We start from the raw sequence: 20,479 nt of genomic DNA, 5'->3' as shown, positions 1-20,479 counted from the left end.
TCTCTCCTCATGATTAGCCGACACGCGACCGGACGATAGCGAGTAACTGACGCACATCGTCCGCACGGGTGTTGCCGCTCACCTTATCAATAATCGAACTATAAATGTGAGGAATGATTTTGCTTACACCTGCATCAAGGGCGATGTGCAGAATCTCGGCGAAGTTTTCCAGATCGATACCGCCCGTCGGTTCCAGCCAGAAATCATGGCGGGCGCAGGCCTCAGCCACCGCTTTATACTCGTCGCGACAGGTGAGCCCTCCCATCGGAAAGTATTTAACGGAGCTGCCGCCCATGTCTTTGAGTAGCGCAATCGCCGTTTCTATGGGTACGATGCCGTCCGGCGCGCGGCTGCTTAGCGGGCCGGTGGAAATTTTCACCAGTCCCGGCGTGCCGGTCGGCGAGACAAGACCGTTCACCACCGTCTCATTTTGCCCCAGCAGCGCCCGACTGGTCCCTACGCCGGTAAACACCTGGTTGACATGCTGCGGCTGTACCTGACGCGAGATTTCGCTCACCATCGCCGACTGGTTAGGATCGCCTGCCCCCAGTCCGACGGAGAGCGCATTATCGATAAGCGCCGCATATTCACGCATATCCGCGACTGCGCTTACCACATCCGGATAGTTTTTGGAGAGCACGCCAACCAGCACATGACCTTCCGCCGCCGCGTAGATTTCCCGGGCGTTATCTTTCGAACCGGCCAGTACGTTCAGGCAAACGCGATCGCGGTAAAAGTTAGGGGTCAGTTTCATGCTTGTTTCTCCTGATTAATCACCTCGCCAATACGACGCGCCACAATCGCTAACTGCGCGCGATCGACGCTGCGGACATCCGCTTCAATAATTCCTTCGTTGGCTTTGTATCCGCGAAAGTAAATCGCGTATTCCCCTTGCTTCAGCGCGTCGACCAGTTCGCCTGTGGCGATGCCGGTAACGGCTTCATCAAACTTAATTTCCGTGCGCGCGATATCGCGTCCGGCGCTGTCCCACACCACGCGGGCGCTGACGCCGTTAAACGTGTTCAACGTGTCGATAAAGGGCGCCATTTTTTCTACCATCTCCGCGCCGCTCTCTTTTTGCGCCCGCAGGTACAATTCAATGGCGCAGGTCAGGCCAACAATTCCCTCTTTGCCGACCTTCATCGCCCGGCCTATGCCCGCTGACTGACGTTTTACCCACTCAACATACTGCGTTTTGCCAATCACCAGCCCGCTGGTCGGCCCTTCAATCGCTTTCGCGCCGCTATAGATAACGAGATCTGCGCCCATGCGGTAGTAGCACTGCAAATCTTCTTCCGCCGCCGCGTCTACAATCAGCGGGAGATTATGCGTGCGCGCCACCACCGCAGCCTGCTCCACGCTGAGCATACTTTTCTGTACACAGTGGTGAGATTTGATATAGAGAATAGCCGCCGTGCGCGGCGTAATGGCCGCCGCCAACTGCGCGGCGGAACATTCGTTGGCGTAACCGGCTTCCACCAGTTTGCCGCCGCCCAGCGCCACCATCGTTCCCACCGGCGCGCCAAAGTTGACGTTGTGGCCCTTTGGCAGGACGATTTCGTTATTTTCAATCGGTGTAACGTGCAGGTTTTCCAGCAGCCAGTCGCTGTCCTGAACCAGTACCGCGGCAACCGACTGGGCAAGACCCGCACTGGCGCAGGAGACTACCGTCGCCCCTTCCACCTCCAACAATTTCGCAATGTACTCACCGGTTTTATTCACCAGATCTTTCATCTCGAAATACTGATTCATTCCGGCCATCGCCGCGTCTATCACTTCCGGGCGCGGCGTAGAGACGCCGAGCGCCGTCATACGTCCGGAGGCGTTAATCACCTGTTTTAATTGATACTTCTCAAAAATCGAAGGCATGTTCCGCGCTCCCTTGTTCGGTCATATAGCCCTTGCCTGCGCGTATCGCGGCAAGCGGCGTCAGCAATTCTTCAGCCTGTAAGCTGTCGTGTTCCGCGTCTACCAACACGGTGGGCTGGCGTTTAAGCGTAAAGAGGGTCAGGTCGGCATCCAGACCAGGCTGAAGACGACCTTTGGTTTTCAGATTCAGGCTATCGGCGGCATTGGCCGTCACGCACGCAATGACCTGCGGCAGCGACATGCCGATGGCGAGGAATTTCGACATCACATTAGCCAGCGAATGTACCGGGCCATTGATGCGGTTACGGCAGTAGATATCGGAACTGATGGTATGCGGTAAAATCCCCAGGCTAATAGCGCGTTTCGCCACCGCAAAGCTCAGGCTGGCGGTACCATGCCCGACGTCCAGACGCACGCCGCGCGCCAGCGCTCGTGTCACCGAGGCGCGCAGCTCGCCTTCCGGCGTCAGAATACGGTTCGGCTTACCGTTGTAACAGTGGGTAATGATATCGCCCGCCGTCAGACGCTCCGCGATTTCGTCCAGATCCGGCGGGTTATTGCCAATATGTACCATCAGCGGCAGGTTGCCGTTTTCTTGCTGCATGGCTTTAGCGCGTTCCAGCGGCGTGATGCCGTTAACGCCTACCACGCTGCTGCTCATCCGCGCCTTGAGGCCGACGATAAAATCCGGATGGCGTTTTACCGCCTGCCGGACCGCATCGGCGTCAATATTGGCCATGTTAGCCAGCTCGTTTTGGGCAATAAGCCCAACGCGTGAAATATTTAATAGCGCATAAACGTCGGTGGTCGCCTGACGGGTCAGGGTGTAAAAATCGTCAATATCATCTGCGCCAGTGCTGCCGGCATCAATCACCGTCGTCACCCCCGTCGCGATGCCGATACTATCCGGCTCATCGAAATAAATCGGCGATTTTGGGTAGCAGTGAACATGAGAATCAATCCAACCCGCACTAACGTAACACTCGCCGCGCAGGTCAATGGTTTTCACCGCCGGGCCATCAACGTCACCCAACGCCGCGATTTTGCCATCTTGCAGGGCAATATTAGTCAGCGTGTCATCGACCAGACGCGCATGGCGCAGGAGTAAATCAAACATCGTTCTCTCCTTTGCCGGATGGCGGCGCAACCGCCTTATCCGGCCTACAAATCAACAGTTAGCTAATCGCAATCGGGAAGATGGAACCGAGGATCATCGCGCCTAAAATCGCGCCGCCGGTAATCGGCTTCTGCCAGATATAAAACAGCAGCGCACCCACCAGAGAGCCCAGACCAATAGGAATCGATGCCGTCATGGCGCTGAGGATAATCAACGGCCCCAGAAAACGGCCTGAAGTGTTACCGGCCCCCATCATGACGTCCGCCCCGTACGTGGAGTCGCTCTGATTGATGGTGAACTTACGCGCCAGAATAATGATGTAGCCAATCGCCAGGCCAATCACCAGACCGGTTATCAGCGAAGCGATAAAGTTCGCCACCGGGAAGACAAAGCCGGCTCCCAGCAGTAACGCCGGAACCCCTAAGCCCACGCCGGTCTGAATTGCCCCACCGATATCCAGAATTCCGACCAGCGAACCTTCGATAATGCGGGCAAATAAAAAGCTGGCGCCGAAAGCGGCGACCGCGCCGTAGACGCCGGTATCCATCCCCGCTTTCAACATCGCCACAAAAGCGACTTCGTTAAATGCGCCGATACCGTACAGATAGTACATATGCGTCCCGGCGAAAACGCCGGAGGAGAGCAGGCCAACAAAGATCGGGAACGACCAGTCGGCATACCAAAAACCTTTATTCTCTTCCATTGTGGCCTCCGTTATTTGCCGCTGAGCGAGTTGTGGATCAGTTCAAGCCAGTTCGGTACCGTCATGTTGAAAGACTCGATCATTTTCATGTCGAAGCCGCGGAAGAAGCCGCTCAACACAAACAGCAAAACGATGGCGACCATCATCACTTTGGTGACATGGTTCCAGCCGCTCTCTTCTACGCCTTTGCCGATCAAAATACCCAGCACCAGCCCCGGTACGGCGTTCCCCATGATGAGCTGCGCCGCGCCGCCGAAAACGGTGGCCCAGAAGCCCGATTTTTTACCAGCGTCGATCGCCGCTAACCAGAAGATCACAGGCATGACGATGTTGACCAGCAGGTTTGCCGCCGGTACCAGCACCTTAACCGCCGTCACCTGTAGCGCCTCTGGCACGGATGAGGCGGTCAGGTTAAGGAACGTTACGACAATCATGCCGATGACGGCGCAGGCGATCGCCATTTTTTTCGGGTCGTGCAGCGTCTCGCCGACGTTACGGTTTTTGATCATTAGCGCCGCCGCGCCCCAGTTAGGGATGATGCGGTGATCGACATCCTGGGTGAACGATCCGGCCGCCACAGACGACGCCCAGGCGTTAAAGAAGAAACCCAGCCCAAAGGAGAAGTGAGATGCCGGGTCGCCTTCACAAGAGTTGAGTTCGCCCAACGTACGGAACGCGCCCATCCCCTGCGTGGTTGGCGCGTGAAACATGCGTGCAGCCCCAGCGCCCACCCCTACGCCGACCAGCGCGCCGATAATGAGCGATTTAATTAGTATTATCAGGAACATAACTATGCCTTTTTAATAAAAATCAGCGTTTCGCGACGAAATCCACCCTGTCGAGATTGATGGCGGTCACGTTGACGGTCACATCCAGCTCCACGCTGTAAGTGCGTCGTTCCCGGCGCAAAAAGAAAAACAGAAAGGCCTCTTTACGCACCGACTCATGCGCCTGAACAATCCGCACATCCTGTGGCTCAATACGCAGTAAGATATACGGCGACTCTCTCATCACCGCCGACTGAACATGGTTCAGCGCATCGGCAAAGGCGCGTGCTTTGGCGTCGCCCTTGCCTTTTACTCTCACCGTGGTGGTGAATTGCTCTTTCATCATCAGGCGCCGTATTTCTTTTGCCACGCCTGCACCAGGCGCTCGCCGAGCTCTTCTTTATCCATAAAGCCGAAACCCAACACGTTGCAGCCTTCATTGATAGCGGTGACGCCTTCATCCACTGACCGCATTCCATATTTGGCTTTGTAGCCATGCTTGTTTTGCGCGGTGATAGCGCCCGCGCCGCCGCTGCCGCAAAATGAAATGCCGAAGGTGGCGTTTTCCGCTTTCATCACATCGCCCAGCTTCATGTCTGCCGCGACGCCCGGTACGACGACCGCGCGACCGCCCGCTTTTTCCACGCCTGCCGCCACTTTCTGGCCTTTACCCAGGCGATCGCCAATCACGACGGTAATCTGTTCCATTTTTTGCTCCTTAGAGGTTGTCTTTCGCGACTTCAAAATGTACCGATAATAGCCAGGCCTCTTCGTCAGGAAGGTTGCCAAACGCCGCCACGATTTCGCGGGCGAGCGCCATTGATTCGGCTGAGATTTCATCAAACAAGCTGGCATCGACTTCCGGTAAAGGCTCGCCGGTAATTGACCGGTGCGCCATCGCGCGAACGTGCGAGGTCAGCATTTGCGTCTGTACCGCATTGGGGACAATGTGATGCCGCCCCAGCAGGCCATCCACCTGCGTTAACACCTGTTCAGCCAGTTCGTTAATTCGCTCACCGGCATCGTGTTTTACTGCTCCGTTATCCACGCGTCTCACCCCGTTAATGGCAATGAGATAAAACTAGCGGCAAGGGTTAAAAGTTTGTAGCGAGTTATTTTCCACCTCGAAGTGGAAACGCGAGTGGGATAGGTGATCTGCGCCACAGAAAAGGCGGCATTAATGAATTATCGCCGGGAAAGTGTGAGATCTATCGCAGCATAAAGAGGAAATGGCGAAACAATAACGTTGTCGTATAAAGTGAGAAAGTGTGATGGGTATTACAGTTTGCCGGATGGCGACCTGCGGATAAAGCGAAGCCGCCATCCCACAAAAATTAACGATACTTCTTATGATACGTATTGCGGGTGGTTTTTAGCGCTTCCGCCGCCGCTTTCGCTTCTTTAACGTTACCTTCGTTCGCCAGCTTCAGCGCGCCATCAATTTGGCCGACCAGAATGTCAAAACCGTGACGAAAATCCTTCATTTCCGGGCTATCCGGCGCTTTATCTTCCAGCTTTGGCGGCGTAGCTTTTTGAGCATCCAGCGCGGCCGCGCGCATTTTGGTTAATGCCGCTTTCAGTTCAGGGGCACTATCCGTTTTCTCAACAACTTTCAGGTTATCATTGAGAATATCCATATTATCTTCAAGATCGGCAGCAAAAACAGCCGAACCGAATACCAGCGATGACACAGCAAGAATAGCTAACAGGCTTTTACGCATTGCTCACTTCCTTTTTTATTATTAACGATAAGTGTAATACCCTGAATAATTCGAGTTGCAGGCAGCCAACGCGCCTGCAGCCTGAAGTATGACGGGTATTATTGTCCGGCGATTTTCATCTCCGGTAACAATACCGAACCGCACTGTATATTACTGCGCGTTTCAATATCATCACCCACGGTGACAATATTACGCCACATCTCTTTTAAATTACCGGCAATGGTAATTTCACTTACCGGGTACTGGATTTCACCATTTTCAACCCAGAATCCCGCAGCGCCGCGGGAGTAGTCGCCGGTAATACCGCTGACGCCCTGGCCCATCAGTTCCGTCACCACCAGGCCGGTGCCCATCTCTTTTAGCAACTGCTCAAAGTTCAGCCCCTGCCCGGCGATACGCCAGTTATGAATGCCGCCAGCATGACCGGTACTTTTCAGCCCCAGTTTGCGGGCGGAATAGTTGGTCAGCAACCATTGCGTCAGTACGCCATCCTTCACAATGTCCCGGCGCTCCGTACGCACGCCTTCGCTGTCGAACGGTGAAGACGCCAGCCCTTTTAGCAGATGCGGGTGTTCTTCGATGGTTAACCATTCCGGCAGAATTTGTTTGCCCAGCGAGTCGAGCAGAAAAGTGGATTTACGGTATACCGCGCCGCCGGCAATCGCCCCGACCAGATGACCAAATAGCCCTGTCGCCACTTCATTGGCGAAAATGACCGGCGCTTTCATAGTGGAGAGCTTGCGCGGCGACAGGCGGGATAAGGTGCGGCGCGCGCACTCGGCCCCGACCCATTCCGGCGCTTGCAGATCCGCCATTGCCCGACCGATGGTGTAAGCGTAATCACGCTCCATATCGCCGTTCTCTTCGGCGATGACGCAGCTTGAGAGCGAATGGCGCGTGGAGCAATATCCCTGCAACATGCCGTGGCTGTTGCCGAACACTTTAATGCCGTAATGGCTGTTAAAGCTCCCGCCTTCGGTATTGGTGATGCGTTTATCCGCCTTTAGAGAAGCCTGTTCCGCACGCGCGGCCAGTTCAATGGCTTCGTCTGGCGTAACCTCTGCCGGGTGGAACAAGTCCAGATCCGGCGCGTCAAACGCCAGCAGTTCTTTGTCCGCCACGCCTGCGCACGGGTCCGGCGACGTGTAACGCGCGATATCCAGCGCGGCCTGCACGGTACGGGCAATCGCCTGCGGGCTTAAATCCGTCGAAGAGGCGCTGCCTTTGCGGTTCTGGTGATACACCGTAATGCCCAGCGCGCCGTCGCTATTAAATTCGACATTCTCTACTTCACCATAACGGGTGCTGACGCTAATGCCGGTGGTCTTGCTGACGGCGACTTCCGCCCCATCCGATTTGCCTGAGGCTAACTCCAGCGCTGTCGAAACTGCTTCTTCCAGAATCTTACGCTGCGCTTCAACTTGTGAGATTACTTTCATTGCAAATGCCATAATGTAGAGAGAGTTTCTCTGAAGTCTAACAGAGAACCGTTTTTCAGTGCGCATCTTAACTGGTAACATTAGCCTCTTTTTTTAAGGAGCCTGACATGACAAAGCAGCCCGAAGACTGGCTCGACGACGTTCCCGGTGATGACATCGAAGACGAAGACGATGAAATTATCTGGGTCAGTAAAAGTGAAATTAAACGCGATGCCGAGGAATTAAAACGCCTGGGCGCGGAACTGGTGGATCTGGGGAAAAACGCGCTGGATAAGATCCCGCTGGACGCCGATCTGCGCGACGCCATTGAACTGGCCCAGCGTATCAAAATGGAAGGACGCCGCCGCCAGTTGCAGCTTATCGGAAAAATGCTGCGCCAACGCGACGTTGAACCTATTCGCCAGGCGCTGGACAAGCTGAAGAACCGCCATAATCAGCAGGTGGTGCTGTTTCACAAGCTTGAGCATCTGCGCGATCGTCTGATCGTCGAAGGCGATGACGCGGTAGCCGAAGTACTGACCCTGTGGCCGCACGCCGATCGTCAACAGCTTCGTTCATTGATCCGCAATGCGAAGAAAGAGAAAGAAGGCAACAAACCGCCGAAATCAGCGCGTCAGATCTTCCAGTATCTGCGCGAGCTGGCGGAAAACGAAGGGTAATTGCCGCAAATAACCGCGCCAGCCTGTGGCGCGGTACAGGCAAATCCACCCGTTTTTAACGTCCGAGTAGCTCCCGCTCGATCCGCTCGCGCGTTTCCACCGCCTGAACACTCATTTTTTCAGGATAACCAAACAGCGACGTGGTGATAATTGCCTCACCGCCCACCTTAAACGTGCGGTTTGCAAAATCCATTTCACGCAGCGCCTGGAATAGCGCGTCAAAATCGACCTCACCTTCTCCCAGCCCGATGTGCTGATGAATCGTCGCATTCACGCCAGGCGGGTTCATGATATAGCGGCAGGGAAGCGTGTGGTTGTGCGTATCGGCCAGCAGAACATGCGAAAGATCGGCCCCGGCATAGTTCAGCATCCTTGCGACGTCGCCCTGCCCTTTATCGTAAAAGAAGCCATGCGGTGCGCTGTACAGATAGGTCACGTTATCACTACGCAAAGACTGCACCATGTCGACCGTCTCATCGTTCAGTTCGCAGAAATCCCAGGGGTGAGACTGAATTTCGATTCGAATTCCCTCTCGTTCCACGATCGGCAGCAGTTCCTCCATGGAGCGATACCACATCTCTTCACAAATCTCCGGCTCATCCGGCGTCCCGGAAAGCTCGGTATTAATCACCTGTACGCCCATATCAACGGCAATCTCAATCATCCGCTTCCAGTTGGTTACCGCGGCGCGCCGACGCTCTTCATCGGGGCCGGACCAACGATAAACCACAATAAATGACGAGATTTCCACGCCGTAGTTCTGCAAGGCGCGTTTATATTCCTGCATGGTGTCGCGACCAGCTTTAGGGTGTTTATAAAACGGATTAATACGCGGGTGCGGCGACTGCTCAATATATTTATACCCCCACTCGGAAACCTGCCGTACCATTTGGGTAATGGGTAAATGTTTAATAACATCGACATCAAAAGCAATTTTCATTGTAAATACCACGCTGCGGAAACTGAAAACGGTCACCTGGAAATTAGCTGTGTCATTGCAACAGCAATGACACGCTGCGATTAATTTGTTCCTCTATTTCCGCCTCACTCCAGGAAGCCAACTGGGAAGAAAAAGGTTCAAAAGCGTAAATACCGCGATATCCCATATTTTCCAGACGCTGCACCTGCTGGTAATTCTGCATTACATCCTTTTCACTCAGCATAATACGCTGCTCATCAGCCAATGCTTCCGTTGGTCGGGTGTCTTCCACACCGGACAAATGCACCAACCCGATAGCAGAAATATCAATGCGCGACGCAAACTCCTTTTCGGCCTCTTCGTACAGATGATGATGGAAGGTATCCAGCAAAACCTTAAAGGGGGAACCTGCTTCCCGGATCAGTTGCTGAGCCCAGACGGCAGAACGCAGCGAACTTACGCGGAATCCTAAAGGTTCAACCAGCCCCTGAATATCATACCGGGCAAAGAGATCGCTCAGTCGTTTTATTGCCTCAACCGTAACCTCCGGCGGCACAATCGTTCCATCATTCAGCGGACAAAGAACTAATGCCCGCGCGCCGACTCCCTGCGCGTCTCGTAATAATCCTTCCGTTTTTTTTACGACCTCCTCGGTCAGTTGGTTGAAGGGATAGACCGCATTAATTGTGACAATTTCAAGTCCATACTTTTCTGCCAGGTTACGCACCTGATTATAATTCAAGTCATCAGTAACGCTGCTGCTTGGCATATCATTACGCAATTCCACTTTATTAAACTCAAGACGTTTAACCAGTCGAAAGAATTCTTCTATGCTTAGACCCGGTGCAATTTTCCGGTTAATACAAAACCGTGTTTTTTCGATATTCATTATTTTCTCCCTGAACGTATATGAGTGGGTAAATAACCGTAATCCGTTAGTACAATTTAACGTAGGGTGAAAAAACCGGCTTTATCAATCTTGATAAAAACCGGTTTAATTTAGTGATGAACATCACAGGCTATAAGGGATTTTTGAAGAATATTTGAAGCTATTTCTCGCCAGGCACTTTAAGAAACTGCACCAGGATGCCGCTGAATAAATAGAGCCCCGCCATAGTATACATCACCACGCCGGTGCCGAACCCTGCCAGAACAGAGACCAGCGCTGGCCCAACAAAATTTCCCAGGCCGGAGCCAAAGTTCACGGCCGAGTTCGCCGCCCCCTTCTTATCCGGCGCCATCATCGGCACCAGCGGCGTCATTGGCACAAAGCCAGCCAGCCCGGCTCCCCACAAACACATCGCCAGCATAAAGGCGACATAGTTATGCCCCCATATCATCGGCACCCAGTAAACAATCAGCGTAGCGACACCGGTCAGGATGCTGCCAAAAATCTGGATGGTTCGGCGAAAACCAATTTTATCGCCCATCCAGCCAAAGATAATGTTGAAGACCTGGTTAGAGATAAAGGTAATCCCCCAAATACTCGCCCATTCCTCAAGCGTAAAGTGCTTATCCAGCAGAAACAGAGGTAATACGACAACAAAACCATAGGTGCCAAGACCGTTAATAGTTTTGACAATCACCGCCAGACCGATCCGTGGCCGTTCATACATAATGGAGATACCCGCAGATAACTCTTTGAAGACCGGCGTCGTTCGCGGTTTCAGAATGAATTCATTGCGTTCCAGCACCAGCATGAAGAGAACCCCCAGCAGCGCAACGCCCATCCCGGCCCACATCACGTTGATATGCCCCAACGCAGGAATTAACGACGCCGCCACCACCGGCCCAATGATGGTAAAACCAAGGTTATAGACCACCCAAAATAGCGAGGTGCCGATCCCTTGCTGGTGATTATCCAACTGGATGGTCAGGCGTACCAGGAAGGAGTAACAGACCAGCGGATACCCCACGCCACGCAGCATATAGGTCACGAGAATGGCACCAAAATCATGGCTGGGTAGCGCAAAGTTCAGAAACGCGACGGAAGCCAGAAGATAGACGATAAAACCGGTAACCATCACCTTTTTAGGACCAAAAACGTCCACACAGACGCCGGATAGCCAGGAGGTGATCGCGACCACAATCCCATATCCGGCAAAAATCTGCCCGATATGCGCTTGATCAAATCCCTGCGTATTTAACCAGGCAGATAACCAGCTGTTCTCAATACAGCCGCCCAACATAAATAAAAATGTTCCCAGGTAGCTCCAGATAAACTTACCTGGTTTTATATAAAATGTCTGGGGCAGCGTTGCCTGCATTTCTTTCATTTTATTACCCTCGGTATAGAAAAGCTCTCACACTTTTCAGTGCGAGAGTTTATTCATTATTAACAGATGCAGTTAAAGATAAATATCGCTTGTTATTTTCACCGGCAGCCCGCTTTTTAATGATTGCTGCGCGGCAATAGCGATACGCTGGGCCAATAATGCGTCTTCGCCGGTACAGACAACCGGCGTATGATGCAGGACTGAATCAATAAAGTGTAATATTTCCGTTCGGTAAGCTTCGCGATAACGAACCGTGAAATCAGGAAGGGGATTTTTCATTATGCAGTGCTGGCTGTTGAAAACTTTCACCGTCGATTCACTAACGTTATCCGCATACGCCATCCCTTCTGAGCCAAAAACCTCCACCCGTTGGTCATAGCCATATACCGCCCGACGGCTGTTATCAATGAGCGCGTAGCCGCCGTTTCTGAAAGTCAGCATCACCGCAAGCGTATCAACATCATCAATATTTTTCAGGCTGGGATCAATCAGCGTATTGCCCTTAACATAGACTTCGCTGACTTCATCCTGCATCATAAAACGAGCCATATCAAAGTCATGCATGGTGAAGTCAAAAATCAGACCGCCAATACGTTTGATCAGATCATGGGGTAGCAGGTCCGGATCGCGGGAGGTGATTTTTATCATCTGGGGCCGACCAATCTTGCCGCTGCGCACCAGCTCAAAGACCTCGTGAAACTGAGGATCAAAACGGCGATTAAAGGCAACCTGCAGCGTCACCCCCTTCTCTTTCACTTTTCTCAGCACCGCCATTGAGGCCTGCTCATCTTCATTCATGCTGAGCGGTTTTTCACAAAAAATGTGCTTCCCCGCCTGCGCTGCCGCCGTGACGATCTCTTCGTGCATATCCGTTGAGGTGAAAATAAAAACTGCCTCTATATCATCACGCTGTAAAAGTTCCTGATAATTTTTATACCCTGAAGTTATATTTACCGAATAAAGCCAATCGCTCATCTCCTCAATAAAATAATCGGCGGCGCAGATAATATCTAATTGAGGCAGTAAATACATATTCTCAACATGCATTTTACCTACCCGACCGAGGCCAATAACACCACATCGAAGCTTTTTCATTCGTACCTCTTAATCTCATGAATAGTAAATTTAAAACCGCAAAAGAAAAGCATCCGTAATTCTGCGAAAAACGGATCGTTTTATTTTGCCGTTCTGAAAAGCAAACAATGCGTTGACGCTGTATCGTTCAGGTTGCAGAACAATAACCACACCTCTGCAACCTGAACGACGGCAAATTAATCAGTACTGCCGGGCCTGTCCGATATGTTCCTCAAGCATACGCGCTACCGCCTGGATACGTTCGCTACGGGATACCTGCGCCCCACCAACGCGCCACCAGCTCAGGTACTTATGCACCATCGTTTTGGGAAGCACTTTTATGTCTATCAGCGTGCTCACGGTCTGTTTACGAGCATCTTCCAACGCTTCATGCAGTTGTTCAATGGTGGTGACGCGATAGCTTTTACAGCCATATCCTTCAGCGATGCGAGCAAAATCGACTGGGATAAATCCGCCTTCCTGACGACCGCTCTCCTGCTGATGGAAACGAAACTCGGTGAAGTAACTGTCCATACCGTGTTCCATTTGCAGATTATTGATACAGCCGTTGGTCATGTTATCGAGCAAAATGACGGTAATCTTTTTCCCCATCTGGACGGAAGTGACCAACTCAGAGTGCAGCATCATGAACGAACCGTCGCCCACGAAGCTGTACACCTCGCGTTCCGGCTGCGCCAGCTTGGCCCCCAATGCGGCATTGACTTCGTAGCCCATACAGGAGTAGCCGTACTCGACGTGGTAATCATTCTCGCCGCGGCTTTGCCAGACACGCTGGAGGTCGCCCGGCAGGCTGCCCGCCGCCGCCACCACCAGCGCGTTTTCCGGCAACATCCGGTTAAGCACGCCCAACACGCGCGTCTGGGTCAGCCACGACCGCGTAATCTCATTAAACTCTTCAAACACCTTTTGAGTATCCATATGATCCTCAATTTCAGGTTTGAAGCCCTCTCCGCTATATTCCACAGCATAGACGCGCTCAACTTCCGCCATATATTGCGAGCGGACGCGGTGAATAGTCTCACCCCATTGCGAAGCATAATGCTCCTGGGCCAACCGTTCGCTAAGCTGCGTCAGGGCGACGCGAGCGTCACCCTGCATCTGTACGCCATCCAGCTTGAAGACATCAAAGCGGCTAACGTTGATATTTAAGTAGCGCACGTCGGGATTCTGGAAGATCCACTTTGAGGAGGTGGTGAAATCGGTATAGCGCGTCCCCACACCGATAATCAGATCGGCTTCCTGTGCCAGCAGATTCGCCGCCAGTGAACCGGTTTCGCCAATCCCGCCGACGTTCAGCGGATGTGCAGAACTGAGCGCTCCCTTGCCAGCCTGGGTTTCAGCAATCGGCAGATGACAGCGTTCGGCAAATCTCAGCAGCGCCTCTTCAGCCTGCGAGTACTTCACGCCCCCGCCGCAAACGATCAGCGGCCGCTGGTGGCGGCGAATCAGCGCAACCGCCTCGTTCAGCATCGGCTCCGTCGGCGCGTGACGCTCAAGACGATAGACCCGGCGAGCGAAAAAATAATCCGGATAATCCCAGGCTTCACCCTGCACATCCTGTGGCAGGCAAAGCGTCACGGCCCCCGTATCCGCCGGATCGGTTAACACCCGCATCGCGCTGATACAGGCGCTCATTAGCTGTTCCGGACGCGTAATGCGATCCCAGTAGCGGCTAACTGCACGGAAAGCGTCATTGGTGCTCAGCGTCAGATCGTGTTCTTGTTCAACCTGTTGCAAAACCGGGTCGGGTTGACGAGATGCGTACACATCGCCCGGCAGCAAAAGCAGTGGAATACGGTTAGCCGTCGCGGTCGCCGCTGCGGTGATCATATTGGCGGCCCCTGGCCCCACTGAGGAGGTGCAGGCATAAATCTGATGGCGACGCATCTGGCGGGCAAATCCCGTCGCGATATGCGCCATTCCCTGTTCGTTACGCCCTTGATGAACGCTAAGTTGGCCACAGTCCTCTTCCAGCGCTTGCCCCAATCCGACGACGTTCCCGTGGCCAAAAATGGCGAAAATCCCTTTTACAAATTTGATTTCGCTGCCGTCTACGTCGATGTACTGATTATCAAGAAAGCGCACCAAAGCCTGCGCCATGGTCAACCTGATTGTTTTCATGTACCCCACCTGCTTTTATCAACCGTTCGGCTGTCGTTGCCTGCTTATGCATCGCTTCAGCCCCAAAAACACAGAGACTTATCATAGGATCAAAATTTCCGTTCTCACAATTATATGGAATTTATATTTCATTTATGGGAAGGAGATCAAAAAACGGTTAAAAAATTTCGCCATTTAGGCGTATTTTTCATGAAAATGAAATTTATCTTCCATGTGCTTTTAAAAGAAATAACACATTAATAATCAATAAATTAAAACAAAAAACACAACAAAAAACGATCATACGCGTTGCCCGGAAATGCCATTTCTGTGATCTTGTTCAAACAATAAATGAAAACATTATTTCCATTTTTATTGAAAATGAAATCACCAAACCTTAGTATGGGCAAAAATAACACCGTCTTCTGTTAGGGGATATGTCAATGAATAAAGCAGTCAGTAGTGAGCAAAAGCCGCTGGACGTTATCTGTCTGGGACGAGTCGCCGTTGATTTGTATGGTCAACAAATCGGGTCGCGGCTGGAGGATATGACGACTTTCGCTAAATATTTAGGGGGATCGTCAGGCAATGTTGCCTACGGCACGGCCATTCAGGGATTACGTTCCGCTATGCTGGCCCGCGTCGGCGATGAGCATATGGGACGTTTCGTTCGTGAAGAATTAAACCGCGTTGGTGTGGATACGCAGTGCCTGCTGTCGGATCGCGATCGTCTGACCGCGCTGGTGATCCTCGGCATTAAAGATCAGGACACCTTTCCTCTGATCTTCTACCGCGATAACTGCGCGGACATGGCGCTAACACCTGAGGATATCCGCGAAGATTACATCGCTTCTTCACGCGCATTAGCCGTCACCGGCACTCATCTTTCTCACCCCAATACACGCGCCGCCGTTCTTAAAGCGCTGGAGTATGCGCAAAAACACGGGCTGCGGCGGGCGCTGGATATCGACTACCGCCCCGTACTGTGGGGTCTGACGTCGCTAGGAGACGGTGAAACACGTTTCATCGCCTCATCACAGGTTACCGAACAGCTCCAGCAGGTATTGCGCCATTTCGATCTGATCGTTGGGACCGAAGAAGAATTCCATATCGCCGGCGGCAGTACCGACACGCTGACCGCCCTGCGGCGCGTCCGTCAGTTGACCCAGGCCGTACTGGTGTGCAAACGCGGCGCGCTGGGCTGCTCAGTCTTTGAAGGCAACATCGCCGATGACTGGTCGCAGGTGAAGATACATAGCGGCGTTCGCGTAGACGTTCTGAACGTTCTGGGCGCGGGCGATGCCTTTATGTCAGGACTGCTGCGGGGATACCTGAACGATGAAAGCTGGGAGCAAGCCTGCCGTTATGCAAACGCCTGCGGCGCGTTAGTGGTATCGCGCCACGGTTGTGCCCCCGCCATGCCAACCAAAAAAGAGCTGGACGACTACCTCGCGCGTGAACAATCCATCACCCGGCCAGACAAAGACCCGCGGCTGAATCACCTTCATCGGGTCACAACCCGTAAACAGCACTGGCCGGAGCTGTGCGTATTCGCCTTTGACCATCGCAAGCAACTGGTGGATATCGCAAATGAAGTCGGCGCCAGTGAATCCGCGATCCCCCCCCTGAAGATACTACTGCTGGAAGGGGCGCGTCAGGCGGCGCTTGAGGCCGGTTTACAGAATAATAGCGGCATCCTTGCCGATACCACCTTTGGTCAGCAGGCGCTTAACGACGTGACCGGCCAGGGATGGTGGATTGGCCGACCAGTTGAGATGCCCGGTTCGTATCCGCTGAAGCTGGAACATGGCGATATTGGCTCTCAGCTTGTCAGCTGGCCGCAAGAGCACGTCGTGAAATGTCTGGTCTTCTATCATCCACTCGATGCAGAGTCGGTACGTCTTGAACAAGAGGCGCTCATTGACGAGGTTTACCGCGCCTGCTGCCAGTCTGGTCATGATCTGCTGCTGGAAGTCATCTTGCCGCGCGATGCGGCAGACCAAAATGAGCAATACTATCCTCAGATTGTGGAACGTTTTTATCAACTGGGGATCCTGCCGGACTGGTGGAAACTGCCGCCGTTAAGCCCAGATCGTTGGCGAGAAATCAGCCAGCATATTGAGCATTATGACCCTGAATGTCGCGGTATATTGATACTTGGCCTGGACGCACCGGAAAGCGAGTTGAAGTCAGGATTCGCCGCAGCAGCGGATATGCCCTGGGTGAAAGGTTTCGCCGTCGGCCGGACCATCTTTGGCGAACCGTCACGCCAGTGGTTAGGCGGCCAGCTTAACGATGAACAGCTCATCGCAACGGTGAAACAAAAATATCGCATGCTTATCGACTACTGGCGCGAATACCGCCCGGCACGTTAATGCCCGCCTCATCACGCCCCGTGTCTGCATCGGACAAGGGGCGTGTTCAAGGACGATTCCATGCCAGCTCTCACACAACATTCCACATCGATCACGCTGTTTCGCATCAGCGCCGCGATGTTTCTCAACTATCTGACTATTGGCATCCCGTTAGTCATGCTGCCGCTGTACGTTCAGCAGCAGTTGCATCTGAGCGATCTGTTGATCGGTATCGCGGTAGGCAGCCAGTTTATCGCCACCTTGCTTACCCGGGGCGCCGCGGGTCGAAAAGCCGACACGTCAGGCGGACGTCGGACGGTTATCACCGGTCAGTTCTACTGCGCCGCATCAGGTCTGCTGATGCTGGTCAGTCTAATCGCTCACCCGGTTCCGCTGCTCGCATGGGCCATACTGATTGTTGGTCGTGTGCTGCTGGGCATCGGTGAAAGTTTCATTTTGACCGGTAATTTAACCTGGGGGATGTGGCTGGCGGGCTCGACCCACGCGGGTCAGGTTATTTCCTGGAACGGCATGGCGACCTACGGTGCGCTGGCTATCGGCGCGCCGCTGGGGCTGTCGCTTTACGCCAGGGCCGGCCTGGCGCTTCCGGCGCTCCTCGTCGTGCTGTTGCCGATCATCGCCAGCGGAGTCATCTATGGCATTCCGGGGAATATCCCAACAGCCCGTCCCCGCGTGCCAGTGCTACGGGTCGTCGGCCTGGTGTGGCGGCCCGGAACAGGGCTTGTGCTCCAGGGCATTGGTTTTGCCACCCTAAGCGCGTTTACCGCCCTCTGGTTCAACGAGCGTCACTGGGATAACACCGGTTTTGCGATGACGCTGTTTGGCATTGCGTTTATCGCTGTCCGCTTTTTCTGCGCCAAATTTCCCGACCGTTACGGCGGCGCCACGGTCGCAACCTTTTCACTACTGGTAGAGGGGACCGGACTGGCGGTAATGTGGGCCGCTCCGTCAGCAGGCGCTGCGCTGATTGGCGCGGCGATTACCGGCTGCGGCTGTTCGCTGATGTTCCCATCGCTGGGCGTAGAGGTTGTGCGCAGAGTGCCACCGGAGATTCGTGGTACGGCCCTCGGCGTCTGGTCAGCGTTTCAGGATCTGGCCTACGGATTTACCGGACCAATAGCGGGCCTGCTGACGCCGTTTATCGGCTATCAGCAGGTCTTTCTTCTGGCCGCGGCCTGCGCGCTGCTGGGCGCGGCGGTTGTCCATCTCCTGCTGCGGCAACATTAAGCTGTTAAGAAGGGGCGAGTCTTTTCCGCCCCTATCGCAAAGACTTCGCTGGCCGCCATCTGCCAGTAGCCAGGGTTAAACAGTTCCAGCGAACAGATCCCCTCATAGCCCTTCTGCACTAGCTCATGCGTGATCTCATGCAGTGGGATCACGCCGTTGCCAGGAAACAGACGATGGCAATGCTCCAGCGTTGCCAGCGGCAGATTATCGGCGTCATCAATATGGTAAACGAAGATCTTTTCCACAGGGATCTGGCGAAGCGTGGTCAGATCCCGCCATTGATCGTGCAGGTAAAGATTAAAGGCATCGACGACCAGCCCGACGTTACTGCGATCGACCGCATCTACGATCTCCATCGCCATGGCAAGACTGCGCACACAGCATCCTGCGGAACCGATCGGCTCAAAGGCCAGCCGCATCTGGCTTTCTTCCGCCACTGCCGCCATCTCGCGCAGACGCTTCACTGAATCTTTCACCGTTTCCCCTGGCGGAAAATTTCCCCCCTGACGAATGGTGGGCACCACAACCAGACAATCACCCCCCACCACTGAGCCAGCATGGCAGGCGAAAGCCAACTGCCGCCGTTTCTCCGCCCAGCTTTCGCTATCACAAAACGTAATGTCTTCCAGCGAATTGTAGCCCCAGGGCTTAAGGTGGCCGACGGCAAAAATGTCTGCCAGCTCGCTTAACGTATGTTTCTGTAACCACTCCTGCAACATATCCAGACGGATTTCGATGTAGTCATAGCCAAAACGTTCCGCCAACACAACATCCTGTGCCAGCGTGGAGTTTCGCATACAGGTCGCTTCATTAAATCCCAGCTTCATCATTCAGATCGACTCCTGCCGCCATAGCAACGTACTGGCGCCTGACGGCGGCAGCGTTAACGCGATCTCTTTATCGCCATCCAGCACCCGGCAACGCCTTTCCTGGACATCGCGGTTATACACCACCAGCACACGCTCGCCGTCGGGATTCACAAATCCCACCTCTTCCAGAAGATTATCGTAACTTGAAGAAAGCATGACCCTCGCCCCCGGACGCACATAGCGGCAGAAGTGGCCAATACCATACCAGGAGTGGTTACGCCGCAGCACGTCGTTTTGCGCATCGTATTGAATGGGCGCTTCACACAGATTACCCTGATGATTCGGCCCCCCCTCACTGTTCAACAGCAGATTCCAGTCGATAAACCCGCTACAACCCGATTTGAAATTACCAATCATGTCATGGAGATAGGTATGCCAGTGGCGAATCTGGCTACCGGCATCGCTCTCCATTGGCACACAGCCTTCGGAAAACAGGAGTTTTTTATCCGGCAGGCACTGGGCCAGATACTGTATTTGCGAAAAATGGTCGCCGGTATACCAGTGGAATGCCAGCCCGTTAATTCCCTTATAATTAGCTTCGTCAGCAAAGGCGAGTTCAGCCCAGTCTACCAGGCCATCTTTATCGTGATCCCAGATATAGATCTCCATCTCATCCATACCCTGCCGGGCGAGGCGCGGACGCAGATACTGCACGGCAAAGGCTGTCTCCTCTTCCACGCTATACAGACAGGAGTCCCAGGTTTTTACCGCCACCGGCTCATTCTGCACGGAAAGCGCCTGCACATTAATGCCGTGGCGGCGGTATTCCAGCAGGTAGTTGATAATGATATCGGCCCAGTCGGCGTAGCATTCGCGCCGCAGCTTGCCGCCACCGTTCATATCGTTATTAGTTTTCATAAACGCCGGCGGACTCCACGGCGAAGCCATCAGCTTCATTTGTGGATTTAACCGCAACGCCCCGGAAATCAGCGGTATTAAATGCGCTTCATCGTGGGAAAAGGAGAGTCGTCCCTGTCGCAGGTCAGCGCTGGAATCGACATACGCGTAATTGCCCAGGGAAAAATCACAGCTCTGAATTGGCATCCGCGCCAGAGTGTAATTATGTTCCTGAGCAGAAAAATAAAGGGAAAGAAATTGCGCCTTCGTCTTTTCGCTCATGCTGTTGAATACCACGCCCGCACCTTCGGTAAAGCTGCCGCCGAATCCGTCAATCTGCTGTAACGTGTGGCGCGGTAAGACGCTGATTAATTCACTGCAATCACGCTGACGATGCGAAAAAGAGACCGCACGCTCAACAAGGAATTGCTGACGATACGGATCGGAAGAGATGAGTCTGCCTTTCATAGGGAAGTTCCGGATAAAAGAAGATAATAAATTGTGAT

General features: G+C 53.5%; 20 protein-coding genes. 3 read left to right on the top strand and 17 right to left on the bottom strand.

The features are described from left to right. Positions 1-13: 13 nt before the first annotated feature. The 10 genes from ABVN36_RS00955 to pmbA all read right to left on the bottom strand — a co-directional run bounded on the left by ABVN36_RS00955 (position 14) and on the right by pmbA (position 7,628). A complete protein-coding gene (locus tag ABVN36_RS00955) occupies positions 14-754 on the bottom strand; it encodes a KDGP aldolase family protein (protein WP_023138827.1) in 741 nt (246 codons plus the stop codon). Then, positions 751-1,869 carry a DgaE family pyridoxal phosphate-dependent ammonia lyase gene (locus ABVN36_RS00950; protein WP_023138828.1) on the bottom strand — a complete coding sequence of 373 codons (1,119 nt, stop codon included), beginning with the start codon at positions 1,867-1,869 and terminating at the stop codon, positions 751-753. The genes ABVN36_RS00955 and ABVN36_RS00950 overlap by 4 nt, the downstream gene beginning before the upstream one ends. Beyond that, positions 1,853-2,986, bottom strand: a complete 1,134-nt coding sequence (locus tag ABVN36_RS00945) for an amidohydrolase/deacetylase family metallohydrolase (RefSeq protein ID WP_023138829.1) — start codon at positions 2,984-2,986, stop codon at positions 1,853-1,855. Before ABVN36_RS00945 ends, ABVN36_RS00950 begins: the two co-directional genes overlap by 17 nt. 58 nt (positions 2,987-3,044) lie before the next feature. Then, positions 3,045-3,689: a DUF4310 family protein gene (locus tag ABVN36_RS00940; protein WP_000392127.1), complete on the bottom strand. Its 645-nt coding sequence runs from the start codon at positions 3,687-3,689 to the stop codon at positions 3,045-3,047. An 11-nt stretch (positions 3,690-3,700) separates the two neighbouring features. After that, the gene (locus tag ABVN36_RS00935) at positions 3,701-4,477 is read right to left on the bottom strand and encodes a DUF4311 domain-containing protein (RefSeq protein ID WP_000478578.1); all 777 of its coding nucleotides are present in this window, start codon (positions 4,475-4,477) and stop codon (positions 3,701-3,703) included. Positions 4,478-4,499: 22 nt separating this feature from the next. After that, the gene (locus ABVN36_RS00930; RefSeq protein ID WP_000975187.1) at positions 4,500-4,802 is read right to left on the bottom strand and encodes a DUF4312 family protein; all 303 of its coding nucleotides are present in this window, start codon (positions 4,800-4,802) and stop codon (positions 4,500-4,502) included. Beyond that, the gene (locus ABVN36_RS00925; protein ID WP_000435389.1) at positions 4,802-5,164 is read right to left on the bottom strand and encodes an SFCGS family glycine-rich protein; all 363 of its coding nucleotides are present in this window, start codon (positions 5,162-5,164) and stop codon (positions 4,802-4,804) included. Before ABVN36_RS00925 ends, ABVN36_RS00930 begins: the two co-directional genes overlap by 1 nt. 10 nt (positions 5,165-5,174) lie before the next feature. Beyond that, the gene (locus tag ABVN36_RS00920; protein ID WP_001255103.1) at positions 5,175-5,513 is read right to left on the bottom strand and encodes a glycine dehydrogenase; all 339 of its coding nucleotides are present in this window, start codon (positions 5,511-5,513) and stop codon (positions 5,175-5,177) included. Between the two features lie 277 nt (positions 5,514-5,790). Then, positions 5,791-6,177: a cytochrome b562 gene (gene cybC / locus ABVN36_RS00915; RefSeq protein ID WP_001232231.1), complete on the bottom strand. Its 387-nt coding sequence runs from the start codon at positions 6,175-6,177 to the stop codon at positions 5,791-5,793. A gap of 98 nt (positions 6,178-6,275) precedes the next feature. Continuing rightward, positions 6,276-7,628, bottom strand: coding sequence for a metalloprotease PmbA (pmbA, locus tag ABVN36_RS00910; RefSeq protein ID WP_000852994.1), 1,353 nt, complete (start codon positions 7,626-7,628; stop codon positions 6,276-6,278). 95 nt (positions 7,629-7,723) lie between these two features. On the opposite strand from pmbA, the gene yjgA reads away from it, so the two are divergent. Next, positions 7,724-8,275 carry a ribosome biogenesis factor YjgA gene (gene yjgA, locus ABVN36_RS00905; RefSeq protein WP_000166287.1) on the top strand — a complete coding sequence of 184 codons (552 nt, stop codon included), beginning with the start codon at positions 7,724-7,726 and terminating at the stop codon, positions 8,273-8,275. Between the two features lie 55 nt (positions 8,276-8,330). Here yjgA and iolH read toward each other — a convergent pair whose 3' ends face one another. The 5 genes from iolH to iolD all read right to left on the bottom strand — a co-directional run bounded on the left by iolH (position 8,331) and on the right by iolD (position 14,686). Further along, positions 8,331-9,215, bottom strand: coding sequence for a sugar phosphate isomerase/epimerase IolH (iolH, locus tag ABVN36_RS00900; protein ID WP_000683955.1), 885 nt, complete (start codon positions 9,213-9,215; stop codon positions 8,331-8,333). A gap of 52 nt (positions 9,216-9,267) precedes the next feature. Further along, complete coding sequence (gene iolI2 / locus ABVN36_RS00895; protein WP_023138830.1) at positions 9,268-10,083, bottom strand: 2-keto-myo-inositol isomerase IolI2; 816 nt, start codon at positions 10,081-10,083, stop codon at positions 9,268-9,270. 160 nt (positions 10,084-10,243) lie between these two features. Beyond that, positions 10,244-11,470, bottom strand: a complete 1,227-nt coding sequence (locus tag ABVN36_RS00890) for an MFS transporter (protein WP_000661780.1) — start codon at positions 11,468-11,470, stop codon at positions 10,244-10,246. 72 nt (positions 11,471-11,542) lie between these two features. Then, complete coding sequence (gene iolG2, locus ABVN36_RS00885) at positions 11,543-12,565, bottom strand: D-chiro-inositol-2-dehydrogenase IolG2 (protein WP_000736098.1); 1,023 nt, start codon at positions 12,563-12,565, stop codon at positions 11,543-11,545. Between the two features lie 180 nt (positions 12,566-12,745). Then, on the bottom strand, positions 12,746-14,686 hold the full coding sequence (gene iolD / locus ABVN36_RS00880) for a 3D-(3,5/4)-trihydroxycyclohexane-1,2-dione acylhydrolase (decyclizing) (RefSeq protein WP_000849477.1): 1,941 nt from the start codon (positions 14,684-14,686) through the stop codon (positions 12,746-12,748). Positions 14,687-15,102: 416 nt separating this feature from the next. On the opposite strand from iolD, the gene iolC reads away from it, so the two are divergent. Then, complete coding sequence (iolC, locus tag ABVN36_RS00875) at positions 15,103-17,040, top strand: 5-dehydro-2-deoxygluconokinase (RefSeq protein WP_077908640.1); 1,938 nt, start codon at positions 15,103-15,105, stop codon at positions 17,038-17,040. Between the two features lie 60 nt (positions 17,041-17,100). Next, positions 17,101-18,267: an MFS transporter gene (locus ABVN36_RS00870; RefSeq protein WP_001111174.1), complete on the top strand. Its 1,167-nt coding sequence runs from the start codon at positions 17,101-17,103 to the stop codon at positions 18,265-18,267. Here the strand turns inward: ABVN36_RS00870 and iolI1 are convergent. Further along, positions 18,264-19,097 carry a 2-keto-myo-inositol isomerase IolI1 gene (gene iolI1 / locus ABVN36_RS00865; RefSeq protein WP_000976927.1) on the bottom strand — a complete coding sequence of 278 codons (834 nt, stop codon included), beginning with the start codon at positions 19,095-19,097 and terminating at the stop codon, positions 18,264-18,266. The two genes, ABVN36_RS00870 and iolI1, sit on opposite strands and share 4 nt — an antisense overlap. After that, positions 19,098-20,441, bottom strand: a complete 1,344-nt coding sequence (srfJ, locus tag ABVN36_RS00860) for a lysosomal glucosyl ceramidase-like type III secretion effector SrfJ (RefSeq protein WP_023138832.1) — start codon at positions 20,439-20,441, stop codon at positions 19,098-19,100. It abuts the gene before it with no gap. Positions 20,442-20,479 lie beyond the last annotated feature (38 nt).

Source organism: Salmonella sp. SJTUF15581, from assembly GCF_043356775.1.
GTDB classification, from domain to species: domain Bacteria; phylum Pseudomonadota; class Gammaproteobacteria; order Enterobacterales; family Enterobacteriaceae; genus Salmonella; species Salmonella enterica.
The sequence above is the reverse complement of the archived record's forward strand: the minus strand, read 5'-3'. Positions and strand labels throughout refer to the sequence as shown.

Excerpts from the sequence above, each read along its gene's own strand:
- ABVN36_RS00955 (WP_023138827.1), bottom strand. The coding sequence starts at position 754 with ATGAAACTGACCCCTAACTTTTACCGCGATCGCGTTTGCCTGAACGTA.
- ABVN36_RS00950 (WP_023138828.1), bottom strand. The coding sequence starts at position 1,869 with ATGCCTTCGATTTTTGAGAAGTATCAATTAAAACAGGTGATTAACGCC.
- ABVN36_RS00945 (WP_023138829.1), bottom strand. The coding sequence starts at position 2,986 with ATGTTTGATTTACTCCTGCGCCATGCGCGTCTGGTCGATGACACGCTG.
- ABVN36_RS00940 (WP_000392127.1), bottom strand. The coding sequence starts at position 3,689 with ATGGAAGAGAATAAAGGTTTTTGGTATGCCGACTGGTCGTTCCCGATC.
- ABVN36_RS00935 (WP_000478578.1), bottom strand. The coding sequence starts at position 4,477 with ATGTTCCTGATAATACTAATTAAATCGCTCATTATCGGCGCGCTGGTC.
- ABVN36_RS00930 (WP_000975187.1), bottom strand. The coding sequence starts at position 4,802 with ATGATGAAAGAGCAATTCACCACCACGGTGAGAGTAAAAGGCAAGGGC.
- ABVN36_RS00925 (WP_000435389.1), bottom strand. The coding sequence starts at position 5,164 with ATGGAACAGATTACCGTCGTGATTGGCGATCGCCTGGGTAAAGGCCAG.
- cybC (WP_001232231.1), bottom strand. The coding sequence starts at position 6,177 with ATGCGTAAAAGCCTGTTAGCTATTCTTGCTGTGTCATCGCTGGTATTC.
- pmbA (WP_000852994.1), bottom strand. The coding sequence starts at position 7,628 with ATGGCATTTGCAATGAAAGTAATCTCACAAGTTGAAGCGCAGCGTAAG.
- yjgA (WP_000166287.1), top strand. The coding sequence starts at position 7,724 with ATGACAAAGCAGCCCGAAGACTGGCTCGACGACGTTCCCGGTGATGAC.
- iolH (WP_000683955.1), bottom strand. The coding sequence starts at position 9,215 with ATGAAAATTGCTTTTGATGTCGATGTTATTAAACATTTACCCATTACC.
- iolI2 (WP_023138830.1), bottom strand. The coding sequence starts at position 10,083 with ATGAATATCGAAAAAACACGGTTTTGTATTAACCGGAAAATTGCACCG.
- ABVN36_RS00890 (WP_000661780.1), bottom strand. The coding sequence starts at position 11,470 with ATGAAAGAAATGCAGGCAACGCTGCCCCAGACATTTTATATAAAACCA.
- iolG2 (WP_000736098.1), bottom strand. The coding sequence starts at position 12,565 with ATGAAAAAGCTTCGATGTGGTGTTATTGGCCTCGGTCGGGTAGGTAAA.
- iolD (WP_000849477.1), bottom strand. The coding sequence starts at position 14,686 with ATGAAAACAATCAGGTTGACCATGGCGCAGGCTTTGGTGCGCTTTCTT.
- iolC (WP_077908640.1), top strand. The coding sequence starts at position 15,103 with ATGTCAATGAATAAAGCAGTCAGTAGTGAGCAAAAGCCGCTGGACGTT.
- ABVN36_RS00870 (WP_001111174.1), top strand. The coding sequence starts at position 17,101 with ATGCCAGCTCTCACACAACATTCCACATCGATCACGCTGTTTCGCATC.
- iolI1 (WP_000976927.1), bottom strand. The coding sequence starts at position 19,097 with ATGATGAAGCTGGGATTTAATGAAGCGACCTGTATGCGAAACTCCACG.
- srfJ (WP_023138832.1), bottom strand. The coding sequence starts at position 20,441 with ATGAAAGGCAGACTCATCTCTTCCGATCCGTATCGTCAGCAATTCCTT.